The 23,927-nt window shown below is 32.8% G+C and carries 20 protein-coding genes and 6 tRNA genes; 13 read left to right on the plus strand and 13 right to left on the minus strand.

Annotation, left to right across the window (positions count from 1 at the left end):
* Positions 1–288 precede the first annotated feature (288 nt).
* Positions 289–379 (plus strand) — tRNA-Ser (locus tag LS81_RS00565).
* 220 nt (positions 380–599) lie between these two features.
* Positions 600–676: transfer RNA gene (locus LS81_RS00570), tRNA-Pro, on the plus strand.
* 647 nt (positions 677–1,323) lie between these two features.
* Here LS81_RS00570 and LS81_RS00575 read toward each other — a convergent pair.
* Positions 1,324–3,126, minus strand: coding sequence for a flagellar hook-basal body complex protein (locus tag LS81_RS00575; protein WP_034347645.1), 1,803 nt, complete (start codon positions 3,124–3,126; stop codon positions 1,324–1,326).
* Between the two features lie 294 nt (positions 3,127–3,420).
* On the opposite strand from LS81_RS00575, the gene LS81_RS00580 reads away from it, so the two are divergent.
* From LS81_RS00580 to LS81_RS00590, 3 genes are all read left to right on the plus strand, one after another.
* A complete protein-coding gene (locus tag LS81_RS00580) occupies positions 3,421–3,654 on the plus strand; it encodes a hypothetical protein (protein WP_034347647.1) in 234 nt (77 codons plus the stop codon).
* 146 nt (positions 3,655–3,800) lie between these two features.
* Positions 3,801–4,241 (plus strand): thioesterase, encoded by a 441-nt coding sequence (locus LS81_RS00585; RefSeq protein ID WP_034347651.1) that lies wholly within the window; start codon positions 3,801–3,803, stop codon positions 4,239–4,241.
* A complete protein-coding gene (locus LS81_RS00590; protein WP_034347652.1) occupies positions 4,238–5,437 on the plus strand; it encodes a glycosyltransferase in 1,200 nt (399 codons plus the stop codon). Before LS81_RS00585 ends, LS81_RS00590 begins: the two co-directional genes overlap by 4 nt.
* 267 nt (positions 5,438–5,704) lie before the next feature.
* On the opposite strand, the gene LS81_RS00595 is transcribed toward LS81_RS00590, so the two are convergent.
* The 4 genes from LS81_RS00595 to LS81_RS00610 all read right to left on the minus strand — a co-directional run bounded on the left by LS81_RS00595 (position 5,705) and on the right by LS81_RS00610 (position 6,065).
* Positions 5,705–5,781: transfer RNA gene (locus LS81_RS00595), tRNA-Asp, on the minus strand.
* 1 nt (position 5,782) lies between these two features.
* Positions 5,783–5,858, minus strand: a tRNA-Val gene (locus tag LS81_RS00600).
* 41 nt (positions 5,859–5,899) lie between these two features.
* Positions 5,900–5,974, minus strand: a tRNA-Glu gene (locus tag LS81_RS00605).
* Between the two features lie 15 nt (positions 5,975–5,989).
* Positions 5,990–6,065: transfer RNA gene (locus LS81_RS00610), tRNA-Lys, on the minus strand.
* A 273-nt stretch (positions 6,066–6,338) separates the two neighbouring features.
* Between LS81_RS00610 and fliQ the strand changes: the two genes are divergently transcribed.
* Genes fliQ through ybeY form a run of 3 tightly spaced genes read left to right on the plus strand, consistent with a single transcriptional unit; the run spans position 6,339 to position 8,265 of the window.
* On the plus strand, positions 6,339–6,605 hold the full coding sequence (fliQ, locus tag LS81_RS00615; protein WP_034317965.1) for a flagellar biosynthesis protein FliQ: 267 nt from the start codon (positions 6,339–6,341) through the stop codon (positions 6,603–6,605).
* Positions 6,606–6,610: 5 nt separating this feature from the next.
* Entirely contained in the window at positions 6,611–7,531 is a 921-nt protein-coding gene (locus LS81_RS00620; protein WP_034347653.1) for a UDP-N-acetylmuramate dehydrogenase, read from the plus strand.
* Positions 7,522–8,265, plus strand: a complete 744-nt coding sequence (gene ybeY, locus LS81_RS00625; protein WP_052096635.1) for an rRNA maturation RNase YbeY — start codon at positions 7,522–7,524, stop codon at positions 8,263–8,265. The genes LS81_RS00620 and ybeY overlap by 10 nt, the downstream gene beginning before the upstream one ends.
* 8 nt (positions 8,266–8,273) lie before the next feature.
* Here ybeY and LS81_RS00630 read toward each other — a convergent pair whose 3' ends face one another.
* The 3 genes from LS81_RS00630 to glyS all read right to left on the minus strand — a co-directional run bounded on the left by LS81_RS00630 (position 8,274) and on the right by glyS (position 10,945).
* Positions 8,274–8,651: a toxin-antitoxin system YwqK family antitoxin gene (locus LS81_RS00630; RefSeq protein WP_233715831.1), complete on the minus strand. Its 378-nt coding sequence runs from the start codon at positions 8,649–8,651 to the stop codon at positions 8,274–8,276.
* On the minus strand, positions 8,648–8,785 hold the full coding sequence (locus LS81_RS11805) for a hypothetical protein (RefSeq protein WP_233715832.1): 138 nt from the start codon (positions 8,783–8,785) through the stop codon (positions 8,648–8,650). The genes LS81_RS00630 and LS81_RS11805 overlap by 4 nt, the downstream gene beginning before the upstream one ends.
* A gap of 81 nt (positions 8,786–8,866) precedes the next feature.
* On the minus strand, positions 8,867–10,945 hold the full coding sequence (gene glyS / locus LS81_RS00635) for a glycine--tRNA ligase subunit beta (RefSeq protein ID WP_034347654.1): 2,079 nt from the start codon (positions 10,943–10,945) through the stop codon (positions 8,867–8,869).
* A 64-nt stretch (positions 10,946–11,009) separates the two neighbouring features.
* Here glyS and LS81_RS00640 point away from each other — a divergent pair, with 64 nt between their 5' ends.
* On the plus strand, positions 11,010–11,642 hold the full coding sequence (locus tag LS81_RS00640; protein ID WP_034347655.1) for a hypothetical protein: 633 nt from the start codon (positions 11,010–11,012) through the stop codon (positions 11,640–11,642).
* 22 nt (positions 11,643–11,664) lie between these two features.
* Positions 11,665–14,175 (plus strand): heavy metal translocating P-type ATPase, encoded by a 2,511-nt coding sequence (locus LS81_RS00645; RefSeq protein WP_052096636.1) that lies wholly within the window; start codon positions 11,665–11,667, stop codon positions 14,173–14,175.
* Between the two features lie 546 nt (positions 14,176–14,721).
* Here the strand turns inward: LS81_RS00645 and LS81_RS00655 are convergent.
* Complete coding sequence (locus tag LS81_RS00655; protein WP_034347657.1) at positions 14,722–15,456, minus strand: BspA family leucine-rich repeat surface protein; 735 nt, start codon at positions 15,454–15,456, stop codon at positions 14,722–14,724.
* Positions 15,457–15,911: 455 nt separating this feature from the next.
* Here LS81_RS00655 and LS81_RS00660 point away from each other — a divergent pair, with 455 nt between their 5' ends.
* Together LS81_RS00660 and LS81_RS00665 are read left to right on the plus strand one after the other, a co-directional pair.
* Entirely contained in the window at positions 15,912–17,036 is a 1,125-nt protein-coding gene (locus tag LS81_RS00660) for an alanine dehydrogenase (protein WP_034347659.1), read from the plus strand.
* 1 nt (position 17,037) lies between these two features.
* Entirely contained in the window at positions 17,038–17,514 is a 477-nt protein-coding gene (locus LS81_RS00665; RefSeq protein ID WP_081955996.1) for a DMT family transporter, read from the plus strand.
* Positions 17,515–18,149: 635 nt separating this feature from the next.
* On the opposite strand, the gene LS81_RS00670 is transcribed toward LS81_RS00665, so the two are convergent.
* The 4 genes from LS81_RS00670 to LS81_RS00685 form a co-directional block, all read right to left on the minus strand.
* On the minus strand, positions 18,150–18,758 hold the full coding sequence (locus LS81_RS00670) for a hypothetical protein (RefSeq protein ID WP_034347660.1): 609 nt from the start codon (positions 18,756–18,758) through the stop codon (positions 18,150–18,152).
* Positions 18,759–18,787: 29 nt separating this feature from the next.
* On the minus strand, positions 18,788–19,561 hold the full coding sequence (gene purC / locus LS81_RS00675) for a phosphoribosylaminoimidazolesuccinocarboxamide synthase (protein WP_081955997.1): 774 nt from the start codon (positions 19,559–19,561) through the stop codon (positions 18,788–18,790).
* Between the two features lie 293 nt (positions 19,562–19,854).
* Positions 19,855–21,234, minus strand: coding sequence for a S41 family peptidase (locus LS81_RS00680; protein WP_034347661.1), 1,380 nt, complete (start codon positions 21,232–21,234; stop codon positions 19,855–19,857).
* A 32-nt stretch (positions 21,235–21,266) separates the two neighbouring features.
* A complete protein-coding gene (locus LS81_RS00685; protein WP_034317944.1) occupies positions 21,267–21,623 on the minus strand; it encodes a rhodanese-like domain-containing protein in 357 nt (118 codons plus the stop codon).
* A gap of 282 nt (positions 21,624–21,905) precedes the next feature.
* Here LS81_RS00685 and metG point away from each other — a divergent pair, with 282 nt between their 5' ends.
* Complete coding sequence (metG, locus tag LS81_RS00690; RefSeq protein WP_034347662.1) at positions 21,906–23,897, plus strand: methionine--tRNA ligase; 1,992 nt, start codon at positions 21,906–21,908, stop codon at positions 23,895–23,897.
* Positions 23,898–23,927 lie beyond the last annotated feature (30 nt).

The following is a 23,927-nucleotide window of genomic DNA, read 5'->3' on the forward strand; positions in this document are numbered from 1 at the left end:
TTTATACGCACCTTGCTTATGAAGTATGCGTAATTTTTGCATATCTTTATGATTCCAAAAAGTCTCTAAAGAAAAATTTGAATCTTTTTCAATTTCTTTGAAGAGATTCTCTAAATAACTACAAATAAAACAGACTTTTATAAGCTAAACTTCTGTGAGAACATATATCTACACTACAAATTGAAAACCAACCTTTTATTTTAAGTAAAATTTAAGCTTCTATTGGTTAGAATCCCTAATCCAAAAACTTGTTTTATGGAAATATTTATTATTATAAAAACTACAAGAGGACAGGTGGGTGAGTTGGCTGAAACCACATCCCTGCTAAGGATGCGTAGTCGCAAGATTACCGAGGGTTCGAATCCCTCCCTGTCCGCCACTACTAATATTGCATTTTAGTTGTATCACTCGGTTTATTTGTTTTAAAAAAGATTATTTATTGAGTATAATAAGCTCAGCTTCTTATTTAATATGTAGCCTTGAGATTTGCTATCATATTATTATGAGCTATGATGACTTAATATAACGATTAAAATAGTTAGTATGTAAAAAATATTCTAGGCTATATATTAAACTCAATATGTTAGAATCTAATTCTGCGGAGTATAGCGCAGCCTGATAGCGTGCACCCTTGGGGTGGGTGAGGTCGTGGGTTTGAATCCCGCTACTCCGACCATTTCCTCCATCTGTTTTATTATATCTTTAACCAGCTTATACATAGTCTTAATTTAGTCTATAATATTTCTTTTAAAATTACTTTATATGTAGATCCACAATATAATAAAAAACTAAAGAATCTTGCATAACTACAAAACCTATATGCTAGACATATAAAGAATGTTTATTAGTGCACTACAAAAAAGCTTTTATTATTTAAAATCTTTTTTAAGATCTCATATAAAAATATATAAAAATTTTACATACAAAAGATTGCATCTATAAGCACATATAAATACAAAAAATAGTTGCAAGATTCCATCGCTCTAGTTTAATACTAAAGCTAAAATAGGTTACACGTTATTTATATGCCAAACTTCACAACTTCTTTTATTCCTATTGAAACATTTCAATATTGTATTATTCAATTATGTATATATTCAAGTATTACTCAATCTTTACTTATTATCATTTTTCATTAATTCAATTGCCCAGTTTTATATTTTACTATCTTGTTTCATAACTATACAATAAACTCTATACACAAAGGAGCAATATCTACTCGTTGCTTTTCGGATTGCATACGATAGAAACTCTAGAAGTAATAGGAAGAACTTTTAATGACTTCGCATTTCATATTGATAAGTCATTAATTTATATCATATATTAAGCACGTTTAAGATTGATAGCCTCTTTAATCAAATCATCAGAAGTTGTAAAAGCTTTTGCGTTCATAGAATAGCCTCTTTGCATCAAGATGAGATTTGTTAGGGCATCTGCGACATCAACATTGCTTGTCTCAACATAGCCTTGCAATACTTTCCCTTGCTTAAGGTTAGAATCTTCCCCCCACACAAGCTTTGGATTCCCACTAAGTTGCGTTACTTCGCCATTAATCGTGCTAGGATTTAGGGCAAAAAGATTCCCGCCGACCTTTTTTAACCCTTGATCGTTTGCAAACATAGCAAGCCCCACACGACCGATCGCTTCTGTTTGTCCATTTGTGAAAGCAACAGAGATAATGCCCTCATTATTGATTCTAATATTAGACATTTCGCCCCTATTCTTACCATCTTGCTCTGTATCATTCACACCAGAATCTTTATAGACTTTATTCGTGCTTCTTGATAGCGTTAGCTTAACACTTTTTTTGCCTAAGAATGGAATCTCCATATCATCAGCTTCTGCCTTACCGCTTGGGTCAAAGAAAATTTTACCCTCTTTTACCTCACTGCTAATAAGCATGCGATTACCTGAAAATTCATGTATATAGCTACGCACATTCCAAGTCTCTGGCATTTGCTGTGTGCCTTCAGAATCTCCCGCATTTACAAGGAAGTATTCATTATGCATAGCATATTTTTTACCACCTTCATCAAAGATTTCAGTTGTATTTGTAAAACTTGGCACACTGAGATTTGTGCCTGCTAGATAGTCGTTTTTACCCATATTATCCATTTCACCGCTTAGATGCAGTCGCTCAAAGAAATTCCCACTTAGCTTAACTTTTACCGGCGTATTTGTATTATTTTTTAGCACAAGCACACCTTTTGGATCGATTGATCCATTTGGATTTCTATTTAATTCTAAATCAAGTCCTGTATCTCTCTTGATAAGGTATTGCAACTGCCCTATTGTATGAAATTTACCCTGCGATGAAGTCCCATCACCATATTCATAATGTGCGATTTGCACCGTGCCATCTGGCATTGTTACTTCAATATCTGCTTTTGGAAAAGTATTGGGGCGTATCATATCGCCATCGCGATTTGCGAGTGCATTAAAATCTTGATTAAAGAAGCCCACTTCATCAAAAATTCCATTGGTTGTATATGCTAACACCACATTTTTAAGCTCACCTGTGCGATTTAGATTTACACTTAAATCTACTTTTGTTGTCTCTACGGGCTGATAACTAATTTGTGGTGGTATAGAAATTGGCTTCATCACGCCTTTTGCGAGTTCTTTATAGTCTTTTTCTGGGTCTTGTGAAGCTTTGAAATTATTTCCATTGATTTTTCCAAGATTTACGCCATAGAGATAATACCCTTCAGAATTTACCAAATATCCATCAGAATCTATTGTAAAATCCCCATTTTTTGTAAAGAAGTTTTCATCACTTGCATTAAAATCATCTTCCCCTATCTCAAATTGCCCTTCTTTATTTTTTCCAACAACAAACCACCCCTTACCTGTATAGGCTACGCTTGTATCACTATCTGCTTTTTTTAGATTCCCCATTTTTGTAATCACATTGTTGCTAGCACCTGTTACACCATAGCTAAAATCGTTGTTTGTAACTGTCGAGGCATTCATGGAATCCATGCTACGCGAAAATAACGTTTTAAACTCTGGATCATTTGCTTTATAGCCAACTGTATTCACATTGGCGATATTATTGGAGATACTATCAAGTCCAAATTGATGCGTCTTAATTCCGCTTACAGCATTTAACATCGTGTCATTCATTGTATGCCTCCTGCATTTATAGAATCTTCTCTAAGAAAATATAGCTTTATAGTTTTCTTTAGTTTTCGTATGGTTCTAGTACAATGTCAATATAAGCAAAATATATACCATCTATCTATTTCATATTCTAATAAATAAAAATAAGTATAAATATTCCTCTTTCACTTCTTCAATACAATTAAAGTTACAAAGAAAAATCTAAAATTTTCTATTCAACATTGTAAAAGTTCTTTTCTCAACAAAAAATATGCTAGAATACGCCTTTCGCTGTTATTACAAAATAAGTGGGGTTGTGTGAAGTTCTTAAAGTTCAAGTTGCGACCAAAAAGCTTTATAGTGTTTGTCCTAGCGGTAGTTTTTATTTTTGCAAGTCAATATTTTACCATACAAAATGTTGCTAAAAGTCATGATGAAGATGCTGCAAAAAAGCTTGATGTTTTGGCTAAACATTGTAGAGAAGGGGATCAAAAAGCATGTAATGATTATCAAACATTGCTAGAAAGAGAAGTACCCTTAAAAGCAAAATAGTCGCTATAATACTTAGGGATTCATACAAACATGGCTACGGCCGATCATTTTACATTGTTTAGGTTTTTAATTTTTATATTAAGTTAGGTTTTATAGAATATTTGCAACTGCAAATATTCTTAACTAAAGTTTGTAAAGGAGAAGGTATGACGGAAGAAAAAGAGGTACGTGCTACTTTAAGCAATCACTTAGAAGATAGAAGTATCGCACAAGATATTAACTTTAGATTGTCTGGTGAACTTATTGGTTTAGGACATAATATCTCACAAGTTCGCTTTACCCCAACTGAAGATATGTGTGTAGACTCTAGGCTTATTCATAGTGGCTTTATCTTTAGTGCAGCTTCACACTGTGCTTTAACCGCTTTAAATAAGAAAAATAGTCTTGTTATTGGTGCAGACATTAAGTTTCTTGCACCAATAGAATTAGGACACGAAGTTATCTTTAAGGCAGAAGCTCTGCAAGATGATACGAAGAAGTGTGAGGTAAAAGTTGAAGGTTTCTTACTTGATATCAAGGTCTTTTATGGCATGTTTTATATTGCTGTATTTGATAAAAAAATCTTTAAACTAAGGTTTGACCAATGATTATCGTCTTTGTTGTTGATAGTTATAGAAATAGAAGTAATGGCACTTCTATGACGGCATTTCGTTTTGCACGGGAGCTTGTTGCAAAAGGGCATGAAGTTCGCATAGTAGCTACCAATATTACTGATGATAAAGGGGAGATGGCAAGAGGAATAATGAGGGAAGAGGGTGAGAAGCTTTATGGAGTAAAAGAGCGCTATATCCCTCTTGTGACTGAAGCATCTAAAAGACAACACATGATATTTGGATCAGCAGATACTGCAGTATTAAAAGAAGCATTTAAAGGTGCAGATATTGTGCATTTATATCTGCCTTTTAGGCTTGAGATTGTCGCTTTACATCTTTGTAGAAAAATGCGTATACCATACATTACCGCATTTCATGCACAACCACAACATATAAGCTACAATATGAATATGGATTTTGAATGGTTTAATGACTATTTATATATGCGTTTTTATCGTGCATTTTATCGTTACTCGCACCATATTCACTGCCCTAGTAAGCTTATGGAAACTGAGCTTAATCGTGTTGGATATGGTGGTAAAAAATATGTTATTAGCAATGGTTTTAAATTTAAACAAACTCTTGAAAAAGAAGAACGCCTTAGTGATTCCTACTTCCATATCGCATCTGTTGGCAGACTCTCTAAAGAAAAAAGACAAGATATACTTATTAAAGCAATTGCAAAAAGTAAGTATGCAGACATTATCAAACTGCATTTACATGGATTGGGACCTAAGGAATCTTATCTCAAAGGGCTATGCGAAAAACTATTAAAAGGCCCTTATGAGTTTGGATATATTGAAAATAGTTTATTAATGGAAAAAATTGCTAAAATGGATTTATATGTGCACCCTGCACAAGTTGAAAGTGAAGCAATTTCTTGTCTTGAAGCAATATCGTTTGGTATCGTGCCCGTGATAGCAGATTCCAAAATTTCTGCTACAAATCAATTCGCCCTTGATGAGAGAAGCTTATTTCAAACAAATAATATTGATGATTTGTGTGCCAAGATTGAATATTGGATTGAGCATAAAGAAGAGCTTGCAACTATGCATGATAAATATAAAGAATCTGCAAAACAATATGCCCTAGATTTAAGTATAGAAAAAATTGAAAAAGTATATGAAGAGGCAATACAAGACTTCAAGGATAATCCAGGACTTTTTACACAGGTTAATCCAAGAAATTAACTTTTATAGTTTTATAAAGACTAAGCGTGTAAGAATTTTTTCCTATCATAAAATTTAATATTTAATGATAGGTATGTAGTTTTTTTTGAACGACAATGCTTTATTTTAAGCAATTAAACGCATTAAGCTCTAAAGAAATTAAAAAATAAACCTTAATCAACTTGAGGGAATATTAGAACTCATGCTTATCTATAAAGGTAAAAATGTAAAAATAATTGCAGTTTTAGGATGAGTAAAAACAGAATAAGTTATGATTATATATAGAAGTGGCGGAACGGACGGGGCTCGAACCCGCGACCCCCTGCGTGACAGGCAGGTATTCTAACCAACTGAACTACCGCTCCATGGTGGTCGCTACAAGACTCGAACTTGTGACATCCACCTTGTAAGGGTGGCGCTCTACCAACTGAGCTAAGCGACCTAAAGAAATTATTGTATAATGTAGTGCAATATCTTAAAGCTTGGTGACCCCTAGGGGATTCGAACCCCTGTAGCCACCGTGAAAGGGTGGTATCCTAACCGTTAGATGAAGGGGCCACAGCTTAGACTAAATGGTGACCCGTGTTGGATTCGAACCAACGGCCCATTCCTTAAAAGGGAATTGCTCTACCAGCTGAGCTAACGGGTCTTTCTAAAAGCGACTTAAAATAAAGACACAATTCTATCTTTTTTTTTCAATAAAGTCAATATATTTTTGCATTTTTATTAATTTTTTGTATAAATTTTATAAAAAATGCGATAAATCTCAATTTTATGTGTATGAAATGATTTTATATAGAGTTTAATAATACGAATTAGCTTACATTAAAAGATATATTCCATGTGTATGACGTTCTCATATTTTCCTAAACATGCTAGAATGCTAGTGTAATTGCTATATTAATGTCACAAGGTATATTCTATGGAACAACAACTCATGTCGCTTGCCATACAAACTTATAAAATCACACTTTTTTTATCCCTGCCTGTCCTGCTTGTCGCTCTCATCATGGGTCTTTTAATCAGTATTTTTCAAGCGACAACACAGATTAATGAAATGACACTCGCTTTTGTTCCAAAGATTTTAGCAGTTGTTGCTATGATTATTTTTACAATGCCATGGATGTTAAATATGCTTATGGACTTTACCAAAATGGTAATTAATATGATTCCTAGCATCATCTCTTAACTATTATGCAAGATATACTAATTGATTTTCAAAAATATTCAAGCCTTAAGATTGGCACAAAATTATTTGTGAAAGTCTTTGATATAACTGATATAGGAGCATATTTTTACCATCAAGATTCTAAAAATCTAGTAGAATGTAATATGCAGGCAAGTAAGAAACCCATTTTATATAAAAATACCACATTAAATTGCGATATATCCTTAACACACACCACACGATCATTGTTGGAAAAAGATTCTACACAATGGCGTATCATAGGTAAAGCAAACAATGTACTTGTGTCACCAAATGCAAAGAATCTAGCAATCTTAGGCGATAGTTTTAATTATATTGCCTTAAATGATGATTGCATTGAAATGGGGGCAAGTGTATCAAGTTTGCAAGCATTTTTATTTTTTAAAAAGCATGATTTAAGTGGGCTTGAATTTCTTAAAAACCTCCCAGGCAATATTGGTGCATTATGCAATATGAATGCAGGCATGAAGCAATATGAGATAGCAGAAACTCTACAAAGTCTAAATATTAATGGTAGATGGGTTGGAGTAAAAGAGGCAAAACTCTTATATAGGAACCGAGAGAGTGGTGGTGTCATTTTTGCAGCAAGATTTCATAAAATAAAAGGATTTCGCCATGATTTATTGCCACTTTTCACGCAAATGAGAAACACTCATCCGCATGAACCTAGCTGTGGAAGTTGCTTTAAGAATCCTCCAAATGATTATGCAGGTAGATTACTAGAGTTAGCAGGTATGAAAGGCTATTTCATTAATAATATAGGCTTTAGCAATAAACATGCAAATTTTTTAGTGAATCTTGGTGGGGCAAGTTATGATGATGCGATAAAAGTCATACATCTCGCTAGAAAAAAAGTTTATGAAACAAGTGGTATACAGCTTGAATGCGAGGTGCAAATATGCGAATAGAATATGATGATGATTTTTTTATGCTAGAGCCATGTAGAAATATATGGAATCATTTTAAAATAGCACATATCTTTCCGCACATGTATGAAAAACTAAAAAATCTACATTACATACAACATACACCAGAATCTAACTCAAATGAATTATATAGCAAAGTAGATCAACAAATATACACAGCACTACTAAAAGCATGGCAAGATTCTCATAATAATGTTACTCAAAAGTCTAATATAGAAGCAATTGGCTACATAGAGTCTTTAGCAGACTTTATTTTGCAGACAATACAAATAGATACTATAAAGCAGTCTCTAAAATTACAAGAGAATTTCTATAAACACATAGAGTCTTTATATAAACAAGATCTCTATATTGAACTAATTCTTGTAGATAATGAAACCATGCAAGATCTTAATAAACAATATATGGCTAAAGATTATCCCACAGATGTATTAAGCTTTCCTTTGATAACGCAAGACATAATAGAATCTGAAGATACACCATCGCAATGTTTAGGCAGCATCATTATTAACGTATGTGAAGTATGCGATAAAGCAATATTGTATCAACATAATCTTTATGCAGAGCTTTCACTTCTCTTTATCCATGCATTCTTACACTTGTTAGGTTTTGATCACGAAGAGGACAATGGAGAACAGAGACTAGTTGAGCAAACAATTATAAAATCTCTATGTTTGCCAGATAGTCTTATTGTAAGAGTAGATTCTAAAGATTAAAATAGAATCTAAGGATTAAGCGAACATATTTCATTTAACAGGGTAGTTAAAGCATCAGGGTGGTCTCGCATGTTTTCCCATATATTTGATAACTCTTTATTTGCTAAAACTTTACCATTAAAACATTTGCCGCTTATAGGTATGTCATTTTCAACCTCAATCAAGACTAGCAACTTCCCATCTTCAGCGTAAAGCTTCATGTCTCCATATGTTTTATTATCTAAAGCTAGCGCTTCTGCCAGTAAGTTTCCATTTTCATGATACTTTTTTATTACGCCTTCTTGCCTACCGCTTTTATATCTCACTTCTAGACTTATATTGCCATTTTCATGATACCATTTTCCTATACCTTCTACTTTACCATTTTTATATGGTGTTGCATTCAAAGTACCCCATTTGTATGATAACTTCTCTCTACACAACCGCTTATTTTGTCTGCATCATTTTTGCATTCTTTTAGCATATTTGTATCTAAAGTATAAAATGAGAAAAAAACTACCAGCACACTTTTTAACGACATGATTCGTCCTTTTCAACTGGCTATCAAACTTGTATTTTAAAGAACAACTATCACAATAAGATTAAGATTCTAAAGCTAACCCTACACTGCGATTTCACGCATATCACCAAACTCCATAAACGCTTTAAATGCGAGTGTGATTAGACCAATGCGATTTTTCCTCAATGTCATATCTTCCGTTAAAATCAAAACACTATCAAATACAGAATCTAAATCATCTTTAAGTGAGAATAGTGCTTCTATCTGCGCTAGATATGACTCGGAATCTAGAGTATTATTTATAATTTCTACATTCTTTTTACGCTCATATGCCATAAGATTATCATAAAGTGTTGCTTCACTTGTCTCAAATAGCTCTGTATTTAGTACTATATCTTGTGCTAGATTCTTATCATCTAAAATATTTGCTACACGTTTAAAAGTGCTTATCACAGATCTTATATCCGCACTCTCAAAATAAGATGCAAGTGCCAGTATTTTATCAAAACTTTGTGCAACACCAAATCCCATAAGTAATACACAACGCACAATGCTTGGATTTACACCCGGAAAGATTCCATACACTCTCTCCATCATAAATTCTACAAGCATGTCTTGCTTTGCATTTGTGTAAGATTTACTTGCAAGATTGCATATCTCTTTTATACTCAAATCAAACCCAAATTGATGTGCTATTCGCAAGATGGCAGCAACTTGTCTCCGCAATGCAAATGGATCTTTTGAACCACTTGGAATCTTATTGATATTAAAAAGTGTAAAAATAGTATCAAGCTTATTAGACATGTTGACAATAGCACTTATTTTGCTGCTAGGTAATGCCGCTTGTAGTCCATTAGGCAGATATTGCTCTCTTATTGCAAGACATACTTCAGAATCCATTCCATTATCTTTTGCAAAATATGATCCCATAATACCCTGTAATTCTGGAAACTCACCAACGCTTTGAGATAATAGATCGCACTTTGCATATTTTAAGGCTTGTATGATAAGATTTTTTTCGCTTTCATCGCATTTTATATATTTTGTATTCAGTAATGCTATAAGATCATTTGCTATGTCTTGCTCTCGTGCAATTTTATCACAAAGGCTTCCTGCACCCTCCATAAAGCTGATAGATCCAAGGCTTCCAAACTCCATTTTAGAATTTATATCTTGTGTGTAGAAAAACATTGCATCTTCAAGTCTTGCTCTCAATACCTTTTCATTACCTTTTACAATAAGAGAGAAATCGCCACCAAAGGAATTGCTTACCACTATAAAGCCATGAAAAAGTTTTGAATCTTTATATACTGCAAAATACCTTTGGTTCTCTTTCATAGAAGTTATAATCATCTCTTGTGGAATCTTTAAAAACTTTTCATCAAAGATTCCAAGCATTGCATGTGGACATTCTGTAATCGCTACAATCTCTTGTAATAAGTCAGCATCAATTTCCACTTTTATATTATGTCTATTCTCAAGTTCTTTTATTTCTTGTAATATCAGCTCCTTACGCTTATCTTGCTCTAGTATCACACCATTTTGTGCTAAAAAAATACGATAGGTTTCTATACTTGTGACATAGCAACTTTTTTGTTTGTTATCTGTATCTTTTGCTTGTCTGTGTGCAAAAATAAGATTATTTCCCTTTATGCCATAAGCATTGCAAGCAATATTTTTATTATCAAGCATAATACAAATATTTCGTATAGGTCGTATAAAACTTTCCTTGCAATTTCCCCAACGCATACTTTTACCAAACTGCAATGAGCAAAGCAAAGTAATCACCATATTTTCTAAGAGCTTACTTGATTCTACCCCTAGCACTTCTTTTTCATAAAACAGCACTTCCTTACCGTCTTTAAGGGCTGTTTTTACCATATCACTCGTAATATTATTTTTTTGTAGAAAGCTTTGCATAGCTTTTGTTGGTATATTATTTAAATCATAGGCAATAGCAAGTGGTGGTCCATAGATTTCTAGTTTTGTATCAGGTTGTTTTAATGCAAAATCCTTATGTAAAAAACTTAATCTTCGGGGTGTATAGAAGAAGTCAAATTCTGCTTCAAGTCGATTTTCTTTTAAGATATTTTTCCAATTTTCTTCGATATTACTTAGATTTTTTAATAGTGGAATTGCGGGTAATTCTTCCGTGAAAATTTCAATAAATAACTCTGCCATTATACTCGTGCCTTTGTAAATTGATTGTATAATTTTAGCAAATAAAAGTGAAAAAGGCTTAAGCATGCAGAGAATATTTATCACTACATTTTGGTGCTATGTTGTTTCTATGCTGCTCTATCAGAATCTAGCTGCTAAGTCAAAAATATCAATAAAAATAGAGGGTACTTGCATAACACTGCAAGATTTTACTCAAGAGCAAAAAGATATACTCATGTATGCTTACTATTATGGTAGGGATCATGGTTTTGGTTATCTAATGGCAGCAATTGCATGGCGAGAATCTTGTGCAGGTGAATATTTAATAAACTTCTCTGATCCTTCTGCAGGAATTTATCACGCGCATATTCCAAATGTTATTAGAAAATATACAAAATACGCAGACTCATCTTTTTTGCGTAATGTTGTAGGGCAAATGCTCATTTCAGATCCCTTACTTGCATCATCTATTGCACTTGATAATCTGCGATATTGGCATAAAGTCCATAAAGGTGATTTGCAAAAAATTATAAAGTCATATAATAAAGGCTTTGCATGGCGGAATAAAGAAAGTGCAAACAAGCAAGCTCAAGCTTATTATATAGATATTATGAAAAAGATAAAAGAGCTTGAGACGTTTATCCCGCAATATATTCATATCTATAAATTGCAAACACCATATAGGGATTTTAAAATAAAGTTTGATGAGAAAAAATAGGATTAATTTAAAAAGGAATAGTATGCAATCCAAAGAAACCCATACAAAAGATATTAATTTTGATTCTGTGCGATTAGGAATTTCTGGCATGCGTTGTGCAAGTTGTTCTGCAAGTATTGAAAATGAATTGAGAAAAAAAGATGGTATACAAGAAGCAAATGTATATATATTAAACAATACGGCGGTAATAAAATTTAATAAAGAACAATGTGATGTTGATTCTATTATCTCATGTATAGAATCTTTGGGGTTCAAAGCGACACCTGCTTCAAAGCCAACTTTTAGCCTAGCAAATAACACTAGTATATCTAACAATTCTAATCAAATAAAGGGGAGTTTTACACTAAAACCACCACATGCAGATTCTGTGAATAAAATTTCTTTTCAAAATTCTGCAAGTATAGATACATTGCAAAATACAAAAATACCCAATTCCACTAAAACAACCGATACAGAATCTACAAAAATTACGGAAAAAACAACGCAAAATACACAAAAAAACCTCTTTCAAAGATTAAATAATTATGTCGAACATACGCTTCTAAATGATAAAAGACGACTAAGTCTTAGTATTATACTTTCCTTAATAATACTTTATCTTAGTATGTTGCATGATATGTTTAATCTTCCATTACCACAGGTGTTATATAACCCCATCTATAATGGTATGATACAACTCTTTATAACACTTTGTGTTATGCATTTTGGACGAAATATATATTTTCATGGTTTAAAGGCACTATTTGCCTTGCGTCCCAATATGGATTCGCTAGTGAGTGTTGGAAGCTTATCGGGCTTTTTATATAGCTGTTTTAGTTTATATCAAATGTGGAATACTTCAAACACAAATCATTTGTACTTTGAGAGTGTTTGTATCATTCTAAGTTTTATTATGCTTGGTAAATTTATGGAAGAAAATGCAAAAAATAAAGCCATAAAGAATGCAAAAGCACTTTTACAAAGGCAAAGCAATGTAGCCTTAAAAATCATAAATACACAGGCTCTATATTTAGATAATAACGATGCGTTAGAAGTTAAGGAAGTGTCCCCATATGATCTCAAAATAGGCGATTATATACGTATATTGCCACATAGTTTTATCCCTATAGATTCTACACTCTATTCAGTAGAGGCTAGTGTTGATGAAAGTATGCTTAGCGGTGAGAGTATCCCAATACGAAAGGAAAAGACAGAACAGCTATTTGCAGGAACACTAAATCTTGACACGCCAATTATAGCCTGTGTTAGTCATACTTTAAAAGATTCTAAGATTAGCAAAATGCAAACATTATTAGAGCAAACTCTTGAAAGCAAGGCGCAAATTGCAAAACTCGCAGACAGAATTTCACTTATATTTGTTCCAGTGGTCATGCTGCTTGCGATTTGTAGTGGAATCTTTTGGTTTATTTTTGAAGGTTTAGAAAGTGCCATGCTCTATTTTGCAAGCACACTTCTTATTTCTTGTCCGTGTGCATTGGGACTTGCTACACCTATGGCAATCCTTTTTGCAAATGCTAGGGCAAACACGCTTGGAATCTTTTTTAAAAATGCACAAAGCCTTGAAAATCTAAGCAAAGCAGATTATATAGTATTTGATAAGACAGGCACTCTCACACAAAGGGATTTCCATCTACATAAGATAATTTTAAAAAATAAAGAGAGTAATATAGATGAAAAAGAATTACTGCATCTAGCAGCTTCCATTGAAGTTTCAAGTAATCATATCATTGCCAGAGCAATTTGCAATAGTTTTGAAGATACGGGGCTGTATAAACAAATAGAATCTAAGCAATATATGAATGCAGGTATAGAATCTAAACTACTTATAGATTCTAAAGAGAGGGTGTTTCTTATTGGCAATGCAAAGCTTTTGAAAGATAGAGCAGGATTTGTGGTTACAGAAGAATTTATAGAAGGTTGCGTTTGCGTATATATTGCAGAAATTGTTCAAAATGAAGTGATTTTGCTAGGGCATATCTATTTAGCTGAAACTCTAAAACCGCATGCACAAGAAATGATACAAGAATTGCAAAAAAGTGGTTTTAACTGCGAGATTTTAAGTGGAGATACGAAGGAAAATGTGGGATATATTGCTAAAATGTTGCAAATTCCATATCAAGCAGAATGCCTACCTGAAGATAAAATGAGACATATTGAAACATTGCAAAATCAAGGACATAAAGTCATTATGGTAGGTGATGGGGTAAATGATTCCATTGCAATAGCAAAGGCAGATATTTCACTTGTTATGGCAAGTGGAAGTGAAGTTAGTATTGAGTATGGACATATTGTTTATTTTAGAGATGATTTGCTAGGCATTGTAGAAGCACTGCAATTAGGCAAACGAACTTTAAAGAATATCAAACAAAACTTAGGTTTTGCATTTATATATAACATCATTTGTATACCTATTGCGATGGGGTTATTTAGCTCTTTTGGAATCACATTAAATCCAATGTTTGCAAGCCTTGCTATGAGTCTTAGCTCTATTAGTGTTGTAGGTAATGCAAGTAGGTTATATAGAGTTAAATGATTTTACAAATACACTTAGTCATCTCTTTAAAGCTAAGTTTACAATGATTTGTTTTATAGGAGTGTTAAGACTTCTCTTGATATTTTTGAAACTATATAGACATCTTATAATTTTTAAAAGCCTATATATTCATAATCCTTTAGGCACTTATTAATAAATGTAGAAAAAGTTATTATACGTCTTGTCAATACATCTAAGTCTAAAACCATAATATTGCTTTTGCCTACTTATTTCACTATAACAAATAACAAGGCATTTTACTTTGTATTTTTGTATATCAGCATTAAAAAATGTCTAGATAGTTTGATAAATAATTTAAGAAAACAATCTATTATTTTTATACAACATTTTATAATGCAACTTAATAGTGCATTAATAGTTATAAAGAAACAGATGAGCAATTTATTACAACAAACTATATTGCAATCACAAAAAAGTGCACAATCAAAAAAGAAATGTTAGCAAGATAATCAATCCAAATAATCTCTTATGCAATATACCGACACTCAATCAAATACGAGTGTATCTTGCACAAAGATTACAAAATTATCTATATTCTTCCTTTTTCATAGCATCTATTTTTTGTTCTTCTTGAAACTCTTTTTTATACCAGCTAGGGATTGTCTGCATACCAGATCGATAAAGCATCTTTGTTTTATTTTTAACCTTATTAATATTCCACATGCTTATATCCTGATTAAAAGACTTTGCACTATGAAACATATCACGCATAGTAAGCACGTTGTGTGTATCCCATCTATCAAGTGGCTGATTAAAGTTATCTGCCCCACAAAACATACTCCCCATACCTTCTACATTACTAACATTCCATGAGTTTAATGGCTGATTAAAAGCTTTTGCGTTAAAAAACACGCCAAACATAAAACGCACATGAGAGACATCCCACTTATCTAATGGCTGATTAAAATTTACTGCTTCATAGAACATACCACTCATGCTTATTACATTACTCACATTCCACTCATTAATGTTATGATTAAAAAACCTTGCATGAGAAAACATGTAGCTCATATCTGTCACATTACTCACATTCCACGTTTCTATGCCGCTAAAATCCTTTCGGTTCGAGTTTTCAAAAAGTCTGCTCATATCTGTAATATTACTTGTATCAATCGCACTTAATGGAATACTTGGATCTTTTAGCAAACGCATAAGATATTCCTTTGTTTTTGGAGCATATATCTCTTGTGCGGTTATAAAATGACAACCAATAAAATATAATAAACAAAACCATACTGCACCCATAATACTTTTTTGCATATGACCTCTTTCTTATAGTAATATTAAAACTACATTATATCAAAAGCCTATAGAATCTTAAAAATATTATAAGATTACTATTGGTAATCTTAGGTAATGAAATTCTATTCTTTTCTTCATACAAATCTTAAACTTTAGAAATATTGCTATGAAATCTAATTAAAATATATACAACTTATATCTGCTTAAGCCAAAGCAAATCTCTAGTTCATTCTTTTTTATTATCTTTAGAAAATTTGTATGCAATATTATAAAAGATAGAATATTTATTTTGATATAACTAAGTATCTTAAAGTTAGAGAATCTAGCAAACATACATAAAAACAATCTTTATAGAATCTGAAATATACAAATTCACCACTTGGAGTAAAATAATAACACTAACAAATTCTACGCAATATTTCGATATAATGAAACCTTTAACAATTGATTTTCTATGGAGATGAGGAAAAGTAATGATTATTGGTATTCCAAAAGAGATTATGAATCACGAACATAGAGTAGGACTTATCCCAAGCGATGTAGCATTACTGCAAAAATCAAATGCAAAACATATCATTTATGTAGAAGATGGCTTAGGTAGTACGATAGGCTACACAAATAAAGATTATGAGAATGCAGGGGCAAAGATTATTTCAAACGCAGAGAAGATATGGAAAGATTCAGAACTGATTGTAAAATGCAAAGAACCTATTGGATCTGAATTTAAATATTTACGAAGTAATATGATCTTATATAGTTTTCTTGATCTCGCTTACTCTAAAGAACTTGCAAATGCACTTGTAGAATCTAGGGTTACCTCGATATGTGGTGAGACGATTGCTGGACCAAAGGGAAATTATCCAGTATTAGCAGCAATGAGTGAAGTAACAGGTAAATTTGCTGCACAACATGCTGCAACGCTTCTTGCTACAAATTATGGCGGAAGAGGTGTGCTTATAGGTGGTTGTGCTGGTGTTTCACCTGCAAAAGCGGTGGTTGTTGGCGGTGGTGCAGTAGGTATGAATGCAGCACGTGTATTGGTAGGTATGGGGGCAGATGTAAGTGTGCTTGATATTGATACACAAAAGATTGCAAATCACCCACTCGCCTTAAATAATCAGATCAAGGTGTTATATGCAAATGAAGATTCTATAACGCAGTCATTAAATGGGGCTGATATATTAATTGGTGCAGTCCTCGTCACTGCAACTGCAACACCAAAGGTTATCACAAGAGAGCATTTAAAGCTTATGAATAAAGGTGGTATTGTATTGGATGTATCTGTGGATCTTGGTGGTTGTATTGAAACTTCAAAACAAACAACACATGACAACCCAACTTATATCGAAGAGGGCTTAATCCATTATGGTGTGCCAAATATACCAGGTGTGATTGCACGCACTTCAAGTATTACATATTCTTATGAATCTCTACCTTATGTACAATGTATCGCAAATTGTGGTTGGCGTGAAATGTTAAAAATGCCTGGTGCAATTGGCGGCTTAAATGCCTATGATGGCAAGATCGCTTTAGAATCTGTATCAAAAAGTTTTTCATTGCCTTATATTGACGCACAAAGCGTGCTTGAAGGGAAATGATATGCAAAACACAATGCAACAGGACTCTACAAACCTTAAAGATCCTTTAGATTCTAAGAATTCTCCATATCATTTTAATCAAGCGAATACAACACAAACTCGCAAACTATCATGGATGTTTCTAATTATTGCAATTTTACTTGAAGTTGGTGGTGTAGCTATGTTGAGTGCCATTCCACTATGGTTTGAAGCTTTTAATAGTAAAGGGGTGGCAATTGGTTTTATAGAAATTGCCCCACATTTAATAGCAAAAGCCATCATGTTAATCATGATTGCAGCTTCATATTATTGCATGTCCCTTGCATTGCGTAGAATTGCCTTAGGAGTAGCCTATTCTGTATGGGAAATTGTAGGTATGATTGGAATCTTACTCATATCTTTTCTTTTCTTTCCACCAAATCTTACACTAAAAGAATATGTGGGTATAGCAGTTGGTTTTATAGGTATTATATGTGTTATTTTAGGGGAAGAACATTAAGCCATTATCCTAAGAATTAATTAAAATCATTCAAAAGTCTTACATGATAGAATAGCAGCTCCTTACCTGATAATCTACATCGTATCATCGCTTTTTGCTAGTGTATCTATGTGTTTAAACACTTCTAGTAAACTTCTAAAACCAAGTCTTTTAATAGCTCGTTTCACTCATCATACTTTACATCAAAATCTATATTATAAGCCTTGCTAACCTGTTACTTATACCTGTAAAAAGAACTTCTACTAACTCTATACTTTGCACATAAAATCTTAACATTATCTCTACTTGCGATAAATTTGATTACAGAACATGCGAGTGTCTATTATTAACATTATTAGATATGTTAACTCTTTTTTATTGTATTTTGTATTACCAATACTATGTGTGTTTTAAATCATTTTTGTTAGCTATATATTACAATTTCCTAAACCATATTTGTATTTAGTGCTTGTAAAAATAGCCATAATTCTATTTGAATATATCTGTTAGTTATTATAAAGGAGAATTTTAGGGGTAATATAATTTTAAAGCTTTTGTATAAAATAAACTATATTGACTAATATTTTAACAGAATATATGATAATTAGTATGACACTCTAAGGTGTATAATACTTACTTAAGAAACTTAATAATAGCTAGTGAGTATTACGTGCCTTTGTTGGTGTGTCAAGTCTAATCCTGTCACCCTTTTCATTATAAACTTTACGCCATTGATTCTGAAATTCTATATTTTTATTTGAAAAATAATCAATCCATGCTTCTTCGCATGTTTTTTTATCTACCAAAACAAGATGTGGTCTAGGCATAGTCCAACCATTTCGCATACTACCCTTAACACAATAAATCTCCCCCTCCATTGGCGTAAATAATATATAAGATGTTGCCTCTGTTTTTGCCATAAGAGCGATAGGATACCCAGCTTCAACATCAGCTAAGAATGTCTTTCCCATTGCCATATAACCAAGAGAATCTTGATAATTCTTATAATTTGGACGCCCTTTAGAATCTGTTTTTGGTTGATGCTCAATCCGCAAAGTATAACCTAAATAAGAACCAACATGGTTATTTTCCCTATACACATAAATGCGTGCCTTTCCTGGCGGTGGATCTTGTAATACAAAACTACCATCACTCACAAAACCGATTTCTTTACTCTTTGCAAGCGGAATAAGTTGGCGATTAATCGTACACCCAGTGAGACTAAGCACACACACCACAAAAAATACATAGGCAAAAAAACGCATGTTTTTTGCTACCTTACAACTTCAAAGCTTTACTTAATCTCTGCTAGACGAGATAATACTTCTTTATAAGCATTTGTCACATTGCCTAAATTTTGCCTGAAAATATCTTTATCCATCTTTTTATTTGTTGTCTTATCCCACAAGCGACAACTATCTGGACTTATTTCATCTGCAAGTAAGATATTACCACTAGAATCTCTGCCAAACTCAAGTTTAAAGTCAATTAAGCGTAATGAGGCTTTATCAAAATATTCTTTTAAAATCTCATTTACTTGCAATGCTAATTCTTTCAATTTTTCAATCTCGTGTATATTTGCAAGTCCCATTAAAAGACAATGAGAATCTGTGATAATAGGATCATTTAAAGAATCATCTTTATAATAGAATTCTACAAGTGGTGCACCAAGCAGTGTTTCTTTAATATTTAAGGATTCTGCAATACCTAATCTTTTACTTAAACTACCTGTAGCAATATTTCGCACTACAACTTCAATAGGAATAATCTCTAGTTTTTTACAAAGCATATACTTATCTTGTAATGTTTGTATGAAATGAGTTTTTACATCTCTAGATTCCAAAAGCATAAAAATTTGCGTTGAGATTTGACAATTTAGACTTCCTTTGCCTTCTTCGCTACTTCTCTTCTGTGCATTAAATGCTGTTAAATCATCTTTAAATGCTGCAAGTAAAGTATTATCTAAAGTTGTTTTATAGAGTTTCTTCCCTTTACCTTCATAAAGTAGATTTGCTTCTACAAGATTCTCTTGTAAAAATTCATTTTCTTGAGTTATCATATTTTCCATACACATTCTCCTTAAAGTTAATGATTTGCATTATTTTAAAAAACTTTATAGTGCTGTAATCCCTAGTATTTTCATAATATTTTGTTGCTTAGAAACTCCAAAAAAAACCTTGATAGCCTAACTTTCTACACTTTTTAAATAATATTTTTAACCCTCAACCAAAATAAATACAGCCTTACAATAACATAACCATCAAAAAACTGGTATTTTATACATCTATACCTATATTTATCAGACCTCATATTAAGCTTATAATAGTTTTTAAACCAAATCTTACACAACAAAAGCAGAAACTATTTTGCTCCTCCTTTAATAACTGCCCAAGTTTTTAACACATCAATAGCACTTTTTAGTTGTATATCTTTCATGATCATACTCTGTGTAATATCTTTACTCTCGGTATCTTTAGAATCTGCCTTTGCATTATTTTTCTTTTCTTCCTGTAATAACTCATTCTTTAAATGCCGTTTTAAATCAGCCTCTTTAAATTCAAGCTGATTTGCATCGCCTAATGGCACTTCAGCTTCTGCAACGATAAGATCTGGTGTAATGCCTACTGCTTGTATACTTCTACCAGTTGGTAAATAATATTTTGCTATAGTAAGCTGCATTGCCTCATTAGCCTCTCTACCAAATGGGAATATCTTTTGCACACTTCCCTTACCAAAAGTGCTCTCCCCTACAATAACAGCTCTTTTATAGTCTTGTAACGCACCTGCTACAATCTCACTTGCAGATGCACTGCCACCATTTACAAGTACTACAAGTGGTTCATGTAAAAAATCTGCATTACCAGACGTCTTAAGCTCAAGATTTTCTATTTTGCCCCGCTCACTTACCACTACACCATCTTTTACAAAAAGGCTTACAAGCCCAATTGCTTGATCGAGTAACCCTCCAGGATTCCCACGCAAGTCAAGTACAATCCCATCAACTTTGCCAAGCTCTTTTAATCCATTTTTTACTTCACGAGTTACATTTTGGTCAAAAGTTGCAACACGAACATACGCATAATTCGTTTCTTCAATTTTGCTTACTAGAGTAGAACGAACTTTTACATCATCACGTTTGATCTCAAATTTCAGTGGTTTTGTTTCACCCTTTCTTATGATTGTAAGAGTTACTTTTGTCCCTTTTTTGCCTTTCATAAGTGACACGGCTTGATCTATCTTCATATCAAGGGTTGGCTTGTCATCAATTTTTAAGATAATATCCCCACTTTTTAAACCAACTTTTTTCGCAGGGGTATCATCAAGCGGTGCAATAACTGTTAATGCTCCATCTTTCATACCAACGGTTATACCTATACCACTAAAACTACCACTTGTTTTTGTGCGTAAGTCTTCATAGTCTTTTTGCGGTAGATATGCAGAATGTGCGTCAAGATTACTAAGCATACCTGAAATTGCTTTTTCAATAATCTCATTTGTATCGACATCATTTACATAACTATTCTCAACAAGATTTACTGCTGCCATGAATTTCTGTAATGCCCTATCTCGTTCTGCTTGTGTAAGCTTTTTCTTTTTAGGTGCTTGTGTAGTTGATACATTTTGTGCAACCTCTATCTGCATTTGATTTGCAATATTTTGCGCTTGTAGAATCCCAAAGCCACTTACAAGCAAAGCTGAAGATACAAACCCTGATAAAATATAAAAATTAAGTTTTTTCATTTCATTAATATCCAAAAATAATTTTTAAAACATTACTGTAAATCTCTTAAACAATCTTTTGCAATACCCACAATCTCAAACTTTTCATAGAATCGAGCAAAGGTATCATCAAAGAAATAGATATTATCACAGCCAAGTCTCACAAGCTTACTCCCCATAGCAGACGCCCTGCCCCCTCTTTTACAATGTATAAGTATTTTTTTATCTGGGTTATCTTGAGCAAGATTGTAAAGTGCATGGGTTTCTTTAATATTTGGAACCCCTTTAATACGTGCTGCACAAACCTCCTCTTCATCTCGCATATCAACCATAATATAGTCTTCTAGATTTGCTTCCTCAATGTAAACCGCCTTTGCAAGACTTTTATTTCTCTTGCCATATTCTTGCATGTATATCCTTGAAATTTAGTGAGATAAAAGCTTTATTTTATCGTTTTTTCTTAAATAAATGGAGAGTGTATTCTAAATTTTAATCATTAATTCTATAAAGTCGATACAGACAAATCGCTTAAATCCATTATTAATAACACCTTTACTAAAAATGTATCAACTCCAAAACAATACTAGATACACTAAAACGTTTATGAGATTTCAAAAAAACAACAAAATCAAGTATAATTAAGACTCTTATTTACCAAACAACATTATAAAAGATAACACAAAAGGACATAAATGAAGCGATTGCTAACAACACCCATTTATTATGTAAATGATGTACCACATATTGGACATGCTTATACAACTATTCTTGCTGATGTTATAAAGAAATACTGGTCTCTTAAAGGTGATGATGTATTTCTCCTCACAGGCACTGATGAACATGGGCAAAAGATAGAAGAAGCAGCAAAAAAACATGGAATAAAAACAATTGAATATGCAAATTCTATTAGTGAAAAATTCCGCGATACATGGCGTGAATATGATATAGACTATGATAAATTTATCCGCACAACCTATTTTGAGCATATCTTGTCTGTGCAAAAAGCCTTTGAGATTATGTATGATAGAGGAGATATCTATAAAGGGGCTTATGAGGGCATGTATTGTGTTGGTTGTGAAAGTTTTTTCACACAATCACAAGTTATAGATGGAATCTATTGTCCTGATTGCAGTGGCAAAAAAGAAACTCGACTAGTAAAAGAGGAAAGTTATTTCTTCGCACTTTCAAAATATCAAGATAAGCTTTTAAAATGGTATAAAGAAAATCCAGATTGCATCATACCCTCACATAAAAAAAATGAGGTAATAAAATTTGTAGAGCAAGGTTTGCAAGATCTATCAATTACACGCATAAGCTTTGAATGGGGTATTAAGATTCCATTAAAATTGCGTGATAGCAAACATATTATTTATGTATGGCTTGATGCGTTGATGAATTATGCAAGTGCGCTTGGTTATGGGTTAGACTACAATAATGCAAAAGAACAATTAAGCTATAAAATGGAACAAAACCCATGTCTAGAATCTAAAATGGAATACTTCAATAATACAACGCATATTGTAGGCAAAGATATATTGCGATTTCATGCAATATATTGGCCTGCATTCCTTATGAGCCTAGACTTACCATTGCCAAAACATATTTTCGTGCATGGTTGGTGGACTATCGATGGTGTAAAAATGAGTAAAAGTATTGGCAATGTGATTCATCCTCTTGATATTAAAAATGCTTACCCTACTGATATATTCCGCTATTTTTTATTACGCGAAGTGCCATTTGGGCAAGATGGTGATTTTTCACAAGTTGCTCTTATTAATCGTAATAATGGAGAATTAAGTAATGATTTGGGTAATCTGCTTAATCGACTTATTGGTATGAGTGAAAAATACTTTCAGTTTGATTTAACCCAAAGTTATGCGGCAAATGCAAATGTTCCACAAAAAGAAGAGATTTCTCGTATCATTAACCAAAGTCTAGCATACATGGATTCTATGCAACCTCATAAGTTTTTAGAATCTGTATGGGAATTATTCTCTTTAGCAAATACTATGATTACACAAGTTTCTCCTTGGGAACTCATGAAACAAGATAAAACTACAGAATGTAGGGCATTCTTAAATCTTATTGCAAATCTTATTGCAAAAGCTGCTTTATTACTTTATCCTGTGTTACCTAATACATGTAAAAAAATAAGTGAAGCATTAAACATCAGTATAGATTCTAAGCATTTTGATATGCTTATTAACAAACATGAATATATACATGATTTTACAATCAAGAAAGTCTGTGCTCTTTTCCCAAAAATCGAAGAGCCAAGGATGAAAACAATACACCAACCATTTGCAGAAAATAAACCACAAGAGACAACAGATATCGTTGATGATTCATGCATGAATGATTCAATTAATATTGAATATTTTCAACAAGTTGTTATTAAGGTTGGGACAATCATTTCTGCAGAAAAACTACCAAAAAGTAAGAAACTTTTAAAATTACAAGTTGATCTGGGTGAGGAAAAATTGCGTCAAATTATTGCAGGTATCGCTGAATTTTATGATGCAGAAAATCTTGTAGGCACACAAGTATGCGTATTGGCAAATCTAGCACCAGCAAAGCTCATGGGAGAAATCAGCCAAGGCATGATTCTAGCATGCAAAGATACAAATGGTTTAAGCCTTTTACGCACAGAACATGCAAGATTAAATGGCTCAAGGATTAGTTAAGACGTCTTTTTGGAATCATGTAGGAAAAAA

The sequence above is a fragment of the Helicobacter trogontum genome (genome assembly GCF_000765905.2).
Taxonomy (GTDB): domain Bacteria; phylum Campylobacterota; class Campylobacteria; order Campylobacterales; family Helicobacteraceae; genus Helicobacter_A; species Helicobacter_A trogontum.

Excerpts from the sequence above, each read along its gene's own strand:
- LS81_RS00640 (WP_034347655.1), top strand. The coding sequence starts at position 11,010 with ATGCAGAGAATATTTATCACTACATTTTGGTGCTATGTTGTTTCTATG.
- LS81_RS00655 (WP_034347657.1), bottom strand. The coding sequence starts at position 15,456 with ATGCAAAAAAGTATTATGGGTGCAGTATGGTTTTGTTTATTATATTTT.
- LS81_RS00685 (WP_034317944.1), bottom strand. The coding sequence starts at position 21,623 with ATGCAAGAATATGGCAAGAGAAATAAAAGTCTTGCAAAGGCGGTTTAC.
- fliQ (WP_034317965.1), top strand. The coding sequence starts at position 6,339 with ATGGAACAACAACTCATGTCGCTTGCCATACAAACTTATAAAATCACA.
- LS81_RS00575 (WP_034347645.1), bottom strand. The coding sequence starts at position 3,126 with ATGAATGACACGATGTTAAATGCTGTAAGCGGAATTAAGACGCATCAA.
- LS81_RS00585 (WP_034347651.1), top strand. The coding sequence starts at position 3,801 with ATGACGGAAGAAAAAGAGGTACGTGCTACTTTAAGCAATCACTTAGAA.
- ybeY (WP_052096635.1), top strand. The coding sequence starts at position 7,522 with ATGCGAATAGAATATGATGATGATTTTTTTATGCTAGAGCCATGTAGA.
- LS81_RS00670 (WP_034347660.1), bottom strand. The coding sequence starts at position 18,758 with ATGCGTTTTTTTGCCTATGTATTTTTTGTGGTGTGTGTGCTTAGTCTC.
- LS81_RS00680 (WP_034347661.1), bottom strand. The coding sequence starts at position 21,234 with ATGAAAAAACTTAATTTTTATATTTTATCAGGGTTTGTATCTTCAGCT.
- purC (WP_081955997.1), bottom strand. The coding sequence starts at position 19,561 with ATGGAAAATATGATAACTCAAGAAAATGAATTTTTACAAGAGAATCTT.
- LS81_RS11805 (WP_233715832.1), bottom strand. The coding sequence starts at position 8,785 with ATGTCGTTAAAAAGTGTGCTGGTAGTTTTTTTCTCATTTTATACTTTA.
- LS81_RS00665 (WP_081955996.1), top strand. The coding sequence starts at position 17,038 with ATGCAAAACACAATGCAACAGGACTCTACAAACCTTAAAGATCCTTTA.
- LS81_RS00590 (WP_034347652.1), top strand. The coding sequence starts at position 4,238 with ATGATTATCGTCTTTGTTGTTGATAGTTATAGAAATAGAAGTAATGGC.
- glyS (WP_034347654.1), bottom strand. The coding sequence starts at position 10,945 with ATGGCAGAGTTATTTATTGAAATTTTCACGGAAGAATTACCCGCAATT.
- LS81_RS00620 (WP_034347653.1), top strand. The coding sequence starts at position 6,611 with ATGCAAGATATACTAATTGATTTTCAAAAATATTCAAGCCTTAAGATT.
- LS81_RS00645 (WP_052096636.1), top strand. The coding sequence starts at position 11,665 with ATGCAATCCAAAGAAACCCATACAAAAGATATTAATTTTGATTCTGTG.
- metG (WP_034347662.1), top strand. The coding sequence starts at position 21,906 with ATGAAGCGATTGCTAACAACACCCATTTATTATGTAAATGATGTACCA.
- LS81_RS00660 (WP_034347659.1), top strand. The coding sequence starts at position 15,912 with ATGATTATTGGTATTCCAAAAGAGATTATGAATCACGAACATAGAGTA.